Raw genomic sequence first — 10,845 nt, 5'->3', positions numbered from 1 at the left:
TTTCTCGCGGAGTAACTTGTGATGCTGATAATCTTGTTGACTATCAGTCTGACTCCACAAGCACCCACACGAATTGCTTGATTCAGTTGTTAAAGAGCGGTTGGTTAAGATCTTTCGTCTCAACCGAGGCGCGCATTCTACAGCAGCCTCTGTTGCTGTCAAGCGGTTATTTTCAGAAGTTTTCAAAGTTTCCTTTGCAACTTCAACCACTTGCGCTTCCGATCTCTCGTTAGCGGGAGGCGAATTCTACAGCGTTACTCGCTGCTGTCAACACCTCTTTTTCTCCGCTTTCGACCGAGAAGATCGAACCGTCAATAAGGCGAAAACACACTGCCTTACCAACTCCTTCTGGCCTCGATGAACTGAAGCGTAACCGCTGTCGAAAACCGCATAACTCTTTGTTTACCAAGGAGTTTTCCGTTTCGACTGCGCCGGAAGTGGGGCGAATTATAGACTTCCAGAATCTGCCGTCAACCTCTAATTACGCTTTTCTTGCAGAAGGTGCCTTTCTGGCCATTAAACGTGGAATCCGGCGGGTTACAGGCGGCAATCTCAACACCAATAACAACGCACCTATAGAAGCATAGATCGCCCACTCCTTCAGATCGGCACGAACGATCCACAACATATGCAGCAATCCGAGCCCGAGAACCACATAGACCAACCGATGCAACTTCTTCCAGCGGGAACCCAAACGCCGCTGACTGTAGCGATTGGAGGTAACCGCCAATGCCAACAAACAGAGAAACCCCAGGACCCCGACAATAATGTACGGCCGCTTGCGCAACTCGATACCCAGCTGCGACCAATCAAAGCCAAGGATGAACGCTGTGTAACCGCTCAAGTGCAGAACCACATAAGCGAAGCACCACAACCCCAACTGCCGCCGTACCGCTATCCACCCCGGCCAACCGGTGAGCTTTTGCAAAGGTGTCATGCTCAATGTAATGAGCAGCATGACAAGCGTACCCAGCCCTAGACGATCAACCAGCACCTTGCCCGGATCTGGCCCCAACACATCCCCCAAGGCCTGATACAACCAAAGCAGCGGCCAAATCGCTGCAGCGATGAAGACGCCAATACGCCAGAACGGATATCGCATCAGTAATTCTTCCGCAGATCGAGCCCTGTATATAGAGAAGCGACTTCATCCGAGTAGCCGTTGAACATTTGCGTGTCCCGCACATTGGGCTTGAACAGTCCGCTCGGCAAACGCCTTTCCCGCGCCTGGGTCCAACGCGGGTGATCGACTGTCGGGTTCACGTTCGCATAAAAGCCATACTCATCCGAGGCGATACTCTGCCAGGTCGTTTTCGGCTGCTCGCTGACCAGGGTGATCCGCACGATGGATTTAATGCTCTTGAAGCCGTACTTCCAAGGCACAACCAGTCGCAGCGGCGCACCGTTCTGATTCGGCAACTCACGCCCGTACATGCCCACAGCAAGAATCGCCAACGGATTCATCGCCTCATCCAGACGCAGCCCTTCTACATAAGGCCAGTCGATCAAGGCAAAGCCGGAACGCTGCCCGGGCATACTCTTGGGATCCTGCAAGGTTTCGAAGCGAATGAACCTGGCGTTGGAAGTCGGCTCGACTTCCTTGAGCAAAGCCGAAACAGGAAACCCGATCCACGGAATGACCATCGACCAGGCTTCCACACAGCGAAGACGATAGATGCGCTCTTCCAGCTGATAAGGCTTCATGAAATCTTCCAGGGCATACCGCCCCGGCTTACCCACCTCCCCGTCCACCACCACGCTCCAGGGTTGGGTTTTCAGTGCACCAGCGTTGGCCGCGGGATCACCTTTATCGGTACCGAACTCATAGAAGTTGTTGTAGTGGGTCGCATCCTTGAAAGGTGTGATCGCCTCGTCTTTGACGTTGACCGCCCCCCATTGGGTAGAAGGAAGCTTTTCGGCAAACCAGGACGGTGCCTTGCCAGGCTCGACATCAGCATAACGCGCAACATCGTCGGCACTCGCCCAGCGCGGCAGACTGCTCACCGCCAAACCGGCGACGGCGGCACCTAATACACTGCGACGAGAAAAGTAGAGGGATTCAGGCGTGACGTCTGACTCATGACAGTCAGACGCTTTGGGGACTTTGATCAGCATGACAACTCCGCAGCTTTGGAGGACAGATGCACCCATAGACTGCGGAGTATGAGGGAAATTACATCACTCGGCTTTTTTGTGCCGACGAAGGCGCAGAAGGTACTGCACCGGCCCGGAAGCCGCATAGGCAAGGAAAACCAGCAGCAGGATGCGTGGCGGATCACTGAACACAACGGCGAATACCAATACCACTGCGAGGATCGCGACAAAAGGAACGCGCCCTTTCAAGTCCAGCTCCTTGAAGCTGTTGTACTTGATGTTACTGACCATCAGCATGCCAGCGGCGGCAACCATCAGTGCAACCAGGAACGACATCTTGGAACCCTGAATGCCGTAGTCGCTGAATGCCCAGACAATGCCCGCGACCACACCGGCGGCGGCCGGGCTGGCCAGACCGATGAAGTAACGTTTGTCTGCGGTGCCGACCTGAGTGTTGAAACGAGCCAGACGCAATGCCGCCCCCGCCACATAGATGAAGGCGACCATCCAGCCGACCTTGCCCATGTCACCCAGGGCCCAACCGAATGCCAGCAATGCCGGCGCCACACCAAAGGCAACCATGTCCGACAGCGAGTCATACTCGGCACCGAAAGCGCTTTGGGTATTGGTCATACGGGCAACGCGACCGTCGAGGCCATCGAGTACCATGGCGACGAAAATCGCGATCGCGGCAAACGCAAAATATTTGCTCGCGCCGATAGCATCACCGGCACTCAAGGCACTCTGGGCGCTCATCGAGTTGATGATGGAATAGAACCCTGCGAAGAGGTTCGCAGTGGTGAACAGATTCGGCAGAAGATAGATACCACGATGCCGGACTTTACGACCTTCAGCGTCATGCCCTTCTTCGATGTGCTCATCGATGGGCAGAAGGCTTTCGGCGTCAGAAGCCTGCTTTGGCTCTTCGGGACGTTCGCTCATGGACATTTACCTTGCAACGGGGTGGAAAGTTTCGACAGGTGTCTGGGACGAGGGTTCGGCCGCAAACAATGCAGCTTTATACCAGAACCGGCGGATCCAAACGAAAAAACGCGGCCTAGGCCGCGTTTTCCGTACAAGCTCGGGACTTAGTTCTTGGCTTTGTCGACGATCTTGTTGGCACCGATCCAAGGCATCATGGAGCGCAGTTGCTCACCGATGATTTCGATACCGTGAGCGGCGTTGTTACGACGCTTGGCGGTCATCGAAGGATAGCCGGTGGCGCCTTCGCTGATGAACATCTTGGCGTATTCGCCGTCCTGAATACGTTTCAGGGCGTTGCGCATGGCCTGACGGGATTCGGCGTTGATCACTTCCGGGCCGGTCACGTACTCGCCGTACTCGGCGTTGTTGGAGATCGAGTAGTTCATGTTGGCGATACCGCCTTCGTACATGAGGTCAACGATCAACTTCAGTTCGTGCAGGCATTCGAAGTAGGCCATTTCCGGCGCGTAGCCAGCTTCAACCAGGGTTTCGAAACCGGCTTTTACCAACTCAACGGTACCGCCGCACAGAACGGCTTGTTCGCCGAACAGGTCGGTTTCGGTCTCGTCCTTGAAGGTGGTTTCGATGATGCCGGTACGACCGCCACCAACGCCAGCGGCGTAGGACAGTGCAACGTTTTTGGCGTTGCCCGAAGCATCCTGGTAGATAGCGATCAGGTCAGGGATACCGCCGCCTTTGACGAACTCGGAACGCACGGTGTGGCCCGGAGCTTTCGGCGCGATCATGATCACGTCGAGGTCAGCACGTGGCACAACCTGGTTGTAGTGAATCGCGAAACCGTGGGAGAAGGCCAGGGTGGCGCCTTTCTTGATGTTCGGCTCGATTTCGTTCTTGTACAGGGCAGACTGAAACTCGTCCGGGGTCAGGATCATGACCAGGTCGGCAGCCGCTACGGCGGAAGCAACGTCAGTCACCTTCAGGCCGTGGGCTTCGGCTTTGGCAACGGTGGCCGAACCTTTACGCAGACCAACAGTAACGTCAACGCCGGAGTCTTTCAGGTTGCACGCTTGAGCGTGGCCCTGGGAACCGTAACCGATGATGGCAACTTTCTTGCCCTGGATGATCGACAGGTCGCAGTCTTTTTCGTAATAAACTTTCATGAAATTCCCCTCTATATCCTGGCCGTTCAGGCCATTCGCTAATTTGGTTTAGATGCTCAGTACTTTGTCGCCGCGGGCAATCCCGGTGACGCCACTGCGTACGGTTTCCAGAATCGAGGCAGTGCCGATCGATTGAATGAAGCTGTCGAGCTTGTCGCTGGTACCGGTCAATTGAACGGTATACACGCTAGCGCTGACATCAACGATCTGCCCACGATAAATATCGGTGGTGCGCTTGATCTCGGCGCGCTGGGCGCCGGTGGCCTTGACCTTGACCAGCATCAGTTCGCGCTCGATGTGAGCACTCTCCGACAGGTCGACCAGTTTTACCACTTCGATCAGCTTGTTCAGGTTCTTGGTGATCTGTTCGATGACCTCATCATGGCCGACAGTGGTCAGCGTCAGACGCGACAGAGTCGGGTCTTCGGTGGGTGCCACGGTCAGGCTTTCGATGTTGTAGTTGCGCTGCGAGAACAGGCCGACTACACGAGACAGAGCGCCCGGTTCGTTTTCCAGAAGCAAGGAAATAATGTGTCGCATGATTAAGTACGCTCCGTCTTGCTCAGCCACATATCGCGCATGGAGCCGTCTTTGATCTGCATCGGGTAGACGTGCTCGCTGGTGTCGACCGAAATATCGATAACCACCAGGCGATCTTTCATGGCGAACGCCTCTTCCATCTTCGACTTCAAATCTTTCGATTCGGTGATGCGCACACCAACGTGACCATAGGCCTCGGCCAGCTTGACGAAGTCAGGCAACGATTCCATGTAGGAGTGCGAGTGGCGGCTGCCATAACTCATGTCCTGCCACTGGCGAACCATACCCAGCACACCGTTGTTCAGAATGACGATCTTCACCGGCAAACCGTATTGCAGGCAGGTCGACAGTTCCTGAATGTTCATCTGGATGCTGCCCTCGCCCGTTACGCAGGCGACGTCTTCATCCGGGAAGCTCAGCTTGATGCCCATGGCCGCCGGAAAACCGAAGCCCATGGTGCCCAGGCCACCGGAGTTGATCCAGCGGTTTGGCTTGTTGAACGTGTAGTACTGCGCGGCGAACATTTGGTGCTGGCCCACGTCGGAGGTCACAAAGGCGTCGCCCTTGGTCACTTCGCACAGGGTTTCGATTACGGTCTGCGGCTTGATCACGCTGCCGTCGCCCTTGTCATAAGGGAACAGGCCGCGGTCACCGCGCCACTCATCGACTTGCTTCCACCAGCTGGCAACGGACTCCTTGTTCGGGGTCTCGCCGATTTCCTTGAGGATCGCGACCATTTCGGTCAGGACACTCTCGACCGGACCGACGATAGGCACGTCTGCCTTGATGGTCTTGGAGATCGAAGCCGGGTCGATGTCGATGTGAATGATCTTGGCATTCGGACAGAACTTGGCCGGGCCGTTGATCACGCGGTCATCGAAGCGCGCGCCGACTGCAAGGATCACATCGGCATGGTGCATCGCCAGGTTGGCGGTGTAGCTGCCGTGCATGCCGAGCATGCCAATGAACTGACGGTCGGTGCCAGGGTAGGCACCCAAACCCATCAGGGTATTGGTCACTGGCAGGTTGAGCATCTTCGCCAGTTCGGTCAGCGGCGCGGAGCCACCACCGAGAATCACGCCGCCGCCTGCATAAAGCACAGGACGCTTGGCCGCCAGGAGCATTTCAGCTGCCTTGCGGATTTGCCCGGAGTGACCGCGAACGGCCGGGCTGTAGGAACGCAGCTTGGCTTTTTTCGGGAAGATGTATTCGAACTTCTCGGCCGGGTTGGTCATGTCTTTCGGGATATCGACAACGACCGGACCAGGACGACCGGATTGCGCCAGGTAGAACGCTTTCTTCATGACTTCCGGGATTTCCGACGCATGCTTGATCATGAAGCTGTGCTTCACGATCGGCCGGGAGATACCGATCATGTCGGTTTCCTGGAATGCATCGGTGCCTACCATGGTGCTAGGCACCTGGCCGGAAATGACCACCATCGGAATGGAGTCCATGTAGGCAGTGGCAATACCGGTGATGGCGTTGGTTGCGCCCGGGCCGGAGGTTACCAGTACCACACCGGCTTTACCGGTGGCACGGGCATAGCCGTCGGCCATATGGGTCGCAGCCTGCTCGTGACGAACCAGGATGTGAGTCACTTCCGGTTCTTTGAACAAGGCATCATAGACATGAAGAAGAGCACCACCCGGGTACCCGTAGATATATTTGACGCCTTCGTCACGCAAAAAGCGGACGAGCATCTCACCGCCAGATAAAAGCTCCACGTTGTTCACCTCTAAAACGCCAGAATACCGCCCACATTCAAAGAGGACGGGTCTTAATAGGTTTACTTCTCGGCAGAGCATGAGCGACGGTGGTCGCCGACTACGTCAGCACTGACTGAGCAAGTATTGGGATCGTCCCAAGTGTTGCGGGCCTTTCCCACCCAGCGCGAGGTAACGCGTTGCGGGTGTAACAGGTCGGCGCGGATGTGCGCCTCATGATCTACCGAGTGGGTCTGCTTCTGGCAGTCCCTCTACAGCGGACTTTGGATTCTTCTGTTTCGCCCATCGCAAGTCAAGCCGTCAATGTGCTTTATTCGAACTAAGCGCATGAGAACGCAAGAAAAAACCTTTAAACCGCAACTGTGTTAGCTTCGATTGCGCACCCATGACAAGGAAATGGCATGCGAACGTTCTTCTTCACCGCCGGCTTGCTGATCAGCCTGAGCCCTTTGTGCATGGCGGGTCAGATCTATAAATGGGTCGATGCCCAGGGCGTTACCCATTTCGATGCGCAACCGCCCCCAGGCCAGGAGCCCACCCTCGTGGTGACGCCCGCCCCGCCCGTCGGCAAACCAAGTACGCCAACGCGCAGCAACGTCATAGGCGATCAACGGGCCATCGACAACAAAGTGAAAAAGCAGGTCGCCGAGCAGCAAGCCCAGCTAAAGGTATTCTGCGAACAGGCCCGTACGAACCTGGCTCAACTGCAGAATAATCCGCGACTACGGGAGGATGTCGACGGTGAGACGCGCCGCCTTACCGACCAACAACGTCAGGAGCGCATCACCGAAGCACAGAAACAGATTGCGAAAAACTGCATGTAGGTACCTGTAGGAGCTGTCGAGTGCAACGAGGCTGCGATCTTTTGACGTTGCTTTTAAAAACAAAATCAAAAGATCGCAGCCTCGTTTCACTCGACAACTCCTACGGCTCCTACAACGGAGCGGAGTTAGCGAGAGGCGGTGATCAACAGGTCGAACTCTTTGAGCAAGACCTGAAGCTGCCGATCCTTGCCCTGGACGTTACGGGCGGCGAAGACCATTTCGGCCATCTCCTGGATCCCCGATGCGTTGGGCAGCGGCAGATCCTGTTCAAGGATAGTCTTCATCCGCGGCAGGAAAATCCATTGCAGCCATTGCTCGAAATCCAGCGTATCCACCGAAAACGGCTCGACGCTGGATAGCGCCTCAGCGGACGGCGCGACTTCGTCCCACCAGCCCTGGACACGCAGTTCGCGTTCGATCAACAGCAACTGCTCGGCAATCTTCGGGAAGCGTGCATCCATCACAGCGAAACCTTGGCCTTCTGACGCGCCAACGCTGCACCGGCGGAGTCACCCTGCTTCTCACGAGCCTGGGCAATCAATTCCCACAGGCTGGCCTGAAGGGCCGGACGACCACTGGCGAACGTCAAACCACGACGAGCGAATTGCTCGGCCTGTGCCGCATCACCTTGAGCCATGCGCACCTGGGCCAGGCGATAAAGCACTTGCGGCTCACGCGGCGCGACACGCTGGGCGCGCTCGAGACTGGAGGATGCGCCATTAAGGTCGCCGCTGGCCTGTTGCTGCTGGGCAGTGGTCAACAACGCCAGGACTGGACCGTCCAACTGCTCATCGGCAGACAGCCCGCCGGAGCTCGCCGAAGGAATCCCGCTCGGCGTCGATGGCATGCTGTAGCTGCCCTGGTTGATCGGTGCCGACTGGACCGGCGAGGTATCGATCGGCCCCGGAGTGATCGGGCCAGGGGTAATCGGCGAAGTGCTGATCGGGGCCGAGGAAACCGCGCCACCACCCGGCACCATCACCACAACGCCAGTGTCGCCTTGCGGGATTGCCTGAGTCTGGCCTTGCACAGGACGTTTTACCGTCGTCTGACGGTAACCGCCATTTGTCTGTATCCGTTCACTGTTCGAAACGGCGCTGCCGGAATCCACAACCGGAATCGAACCGCGCTGTACGGTGGAGCAACCGCTGAGCAAAGCCACGGCGGTAACCGCTGGAATCAACCACTTGTTCACTTGAAACCCTCTTTGCTTAATTCATCCAGCCCTTGACCCAATCCATCACCGATTCGCCGGAAGCTGGACTTTCGCCACCGCAAGCAGCACCGGGAGGCGGTTCGCTGCCGCGAATATACGGCATCTGCACCGCGCCTGGGCAGCTGCCTTCAGAACCTTGCCCGGTGCGCGAATCGACCCAGGCCTGAACAATGTTGTCCGGCTGCGGCATGTCCAGCGGCAGCGGATCGGCCTTGCGCATGAAACTGGTCCAGACCTGCAACGCACCGGTGGCACCGGTGAACGGCGTCTTGCCGTTATCATCGCGCCCCAGCCAGACCACTGCCAGCAGATCCTGACTGAAACCGGCGAACCAGCTGTCCCGCGAATCGTTACTGGTACCGGTCTTGCCGGCCAGGGTCAGGGTTTTCGGCAACACGTTATAAACCGAACTACCGGTGCCTTCACGCATGACTCGTTGCATGGCGCTCTGGATCAGGTAAATGGACGCTGGATCGAATTGCTGCTGAATCTGGAACGGATAACGCTTGAGCGGTTCGCCCTCGGCGGTCAGCACGCTGCGAATCCCGCGCATCGGCGTATTGAATCCGCCGTTGGCCAGTGTCTGGTACATGGTCGCCACTTCGATCGGGGTCAAGCCACCGGCACCCAGCAACATCGACGGGAACGCCGCGAACTCGCGACTCACCCCCAGACGCGCCAGGGTCTTCAGGACATTCGGTACACCCACCGCCAACCCGAGACGCGCGGTCGACAGGTTGTAGGAATGTGCCAACCCTTGATAAAGGAACACCGTACCGTGGGAACGACGATCATAGTTCTGCGGTTTCCAGACCTGACCGTCCGCGCCTTTGACCGAGAAGGATTCGTCTGACAGCCAACTGGTCAGCGTGTACTGGCTCGGCTTCTCAAGCGCTGTCAGATAAACCGCCGGTTTGATCAACGACCCGATCGGTCGTACCGCATCCAGCGCCCGGTTGAAGCCGGCAAAACTCGCCTGACGACTGCCGATCATGGCCTGGACTTCTCCGGTTTCCGGATTGGTCACGACCATCGCAGCCTCAACCTCATCGGCCCCTTTGCGCCCGGACAGACGCTTGAAGGTGTCGTTGACCGACGCTTCGGCTTTCATCTGCAGGATCGGGTCGAAACTGGTGAAGATCCGCAGACCTTCTTCGGTCAAGTCTTCGTCGCGATAGTCTTCGCGCAACTGACGTTTAACCAGGTCGAGGAAGCCCGGGAACGAGCTGTCGGCCAACTTGCCGCGAGTGGTCACACCCAGTGGCATTTTCTTCGCCGCCTCAACCTGCTCGGCGGTGGCAACGCCTTGCTCACCCAGAACATCGAGCACCAGATTGCGCCGCTCCAGCGCCCGCTCAGGGTTGCGACGCGGGTTGTAATAGGACGGCCCCTTGACCATGCCCACCAACAAAGCGACTTGATGCAGTTTCAGTTCGGACAATGGCTGCCCGAAGAAGAATTGGCTGGCCAGACCGAAACCATGCACCGCGCGCTGACCATCCTGGCCGACGAACACTTCATTGAGGTAAGCCTCAAGAATTTCGCGCTTGTCGTAATGCAGCTCAAGCAACAACGCCATCATGGCTTCGGTGAGCTTACGGGTCAGGCTGCGTTCGCTGGTGAGGTAGAAGTTCTTGACCAACTGTTGCGTCAGCGTACTGCCGCCCTGGGTCATCTTGCCGCCCGAGGTGTTGACGTAGATGGCTCGGGCAATCGACTTCGGCGATACACCCCAGTGGCTGTAGAAGTCCCGGTCTTCTACGGCAACTAGGGTTTCGAGCAGATACGGCGGAACCTGATCGATCTTGATCAGGATGCGGTCTTCAAGGTTTTTCGGGTAAATCCCGCCGATCAGCAGCGGTTCCAGTCGCACCACAGAAAGCTTCGAACCGTTGGTCGCCGAGAGCTCGGCCACGTAATCGCCGGAGAAGCGCACACGCACGGGCTGGGCCTGCTCCATGCCTTCATAGAACTGGAAGCCTCGGGTATTCAAGTCGACGGTATTGCCATTGACCGCCGCCGCGCCGGGGCCGTTGCTGACGGCTTCGCGTCGGTAACCCAAGGCATCGAGCTCGGTGAGGAAGTCTTCCTTGCTCAGCTTTTGGCCAGTGAACAGTTCAAGCGGGCGCGCGTACACCTTGGCCGGGATGGTCCAGCGCTTGCCGGAGAACTTCTCCTGGACCACAGCGTCGAGGTAAACCGCGAACCCGGCAAGCACCACAAGGCCGACCAGGCTGAGTTTAAGGGCCCAGCCCAGCCAGGGGCGCAGGCCCTTGGAAGGTGGTTTTTTGGGGGTGCGGGGGGATCGAGTACGAGTCATGGCGGCGGATTATACGCAC

At 57.3% G+C, this 10,845-nt stretch carries 11 protein-coding genes; 1 reads left to right on the top strand and 10 read right to left on the bottom strand.

Features of this window, described 5'->3' with window-relative positions; translation table 11 throughout:
- From BK662_RS35075 to BK662_RS34240, 7 genes are all read right to left on the bottom strand, one after another.
- Positions 1–210, bottom strand: a 210-nt coding sequence (locus tag BK662_RS35075) for a hypothetical protein (RefSeq protein ID WP_221179123.1), incomplete at its 3' end; no start/stop codon positions are given.
- Between the two features lie 271 nt (positions 211–481).
- Positions 482–1,102, bottom strand: coding sequence for a protein-methionine-sulfoxide reductase heme-binding subunit MsrQ (msrQ, locus tag BK662_RS34215; RefSeq protein WP_123361253.1), 621 nt, complete (start codon positions 1,100–1,102; stop codon positions 482–484).
- Complete coding sequence (gene msrP, locus BK662_RS34220) at positions 1,102–2,115, bottom strand: protein-methionine-sulfoxide reductase catalytic subunit MsrP (RefSeq protein ID WP_123361254.1); 1,014 nt, start codon at positions 2,113–2,115, stop codon at positions 1,102–1,104. The genes msrQ and msrP overlap by 1 nt, the downstream gene beginning before the upstream one ends.
- Positions 2,116–2,178: 63 nt before the next feature.
- The gene (pssA, locus tag BK662_RS34225) at positions 2,179–3,036 is read right to left on the bottom strand and encodes a CDP-diacylglycerol--serine O-phosphatidyltransferase (protein WP_008006914.1); all 858 of its coding nucleotides are present in this window, start codon (positions 3,034–3,036) and stop codon (positions 2,179–2,181) included.
- A 146-nt stretch (positions 3,037–3,182) separates the two neighbouring features.
- Entirely contained in the window at positions 3,183–4,199 is a 1,017-nt protein-coding gene (ilvC, locus tag BK662_RS34230; RefSeq protein WP_007948647.1) for a ketol-acid reductoisomerase, read from the bottom strand.
- Between the two features lie 48 nt (positions 4,200–4,247).
- Positions 4,248–4,739 (bottom strand): acetolactate synthase small subunit, encoded by a 492-nt coding sequence (gene ilvN / locus BK662_RS34235; RefSeq protein ID WP_003176102.1) that lies wholly within the window; start codon positions 4,737–4,739, stop codon positions 4,248–4,250.
- A 2-nt stretch (positions 4,740–4,741) separates the two neighbouring features.
- Positions 4,742–6,466, bottom strand: a complete 1,725-nt coding sequence (locus BK662_RS34240; protein WP_123361275.1) for an acetolactate synthase 3 large subunit — start codon at positions 6,464–6,466, stop codon at positions 4,742–4,744.
- A gap of 401 nt (positions 6,467–6,867) precedes the next feature.
- Between BK662_RS34240 and BK662_RS34245 the strand changes: the two genes are divergently transcribed.
- Positions 6,868–7,290: a DUF4124 domain-containing protein gene (locus BK662_RS34245; RefSeq protein ID WP_123361255.1), complete on the top strand. Its 423-nt coding sequence runs from the start codon at positions 6,868–6,870 to the stop codon at positions 7,288–7,290.
- A 125-nt stretch (positions 7,291–7,415) separates the two neighbouring features.
- On the opposite strand, the gene BK662_RS34250 is transcribed toward BK662_RS34245, so the two are convergent.
- Genes BK662_RS34250 through mrcB form a run of 3 tightly spaced genes read right to left on the bottom strand, consistent with a single transcriptional unit; the run spans position 7,416 to position 10,826 of the window.
- Positions 7,416–7,751 carry a YqcC family protein gene (locus BK662_RS34250; protein ID WP_123361256.1) on the bottom strand — a complete coding sequence of 112 codons (336 nt, stop codon included), beginning with the start codon at positions 7,749–7,751 and terminating at the stop codon, positions 7,416–7,418.
- Positions 7,751–8,485, bottom strand: coding sequence for a tetratricopeptide repeat protein (locus tag BK662_RS34255; RefSeq protein ID WP_123361257.1), 735 nt, complete (start codon positions 8,483–8,485; stop codon positions 7,751–7,753). The genes BK662_RS34250 and BK662_RS34255 overlap by 1 nt, the downstream gene beginning before the upstream one ends.
- Before the next feature lie 16 nt (positions 8,486–8,501).
- Positions 8,502–10,826 (bottom strand): penicillin-binding protein 1B, encoded by a 2,325-nt coding sequence (mrcB, locus tag BK662_RS34260; RefSeq protein ID WP_123361258.1) that lies wholly within the window; start codon positions 10,824–10,826, stop codon positions 8,502–8,504.
- Between the last annotated feature and the right edge of the window lie 19 nt (positions 10,827–10,845).

The organism is Pseudomonas frederiksbergensis, assembly GCF_003732275.1.
GTDB classification, from domain to species: Bacteria; Pseudomonadota; Gammaproteobacteria; order Pseudomonadales; family Pseudomonadaceae; genus Aquipseudomonas; species Aquipseudomonas frederiksbergensis_H.
The sequence above is the reverse complement of the archived record's forward strand: the minus strand, read 5'-3'. Positions and strand labels throughout refer to the sequence as shown.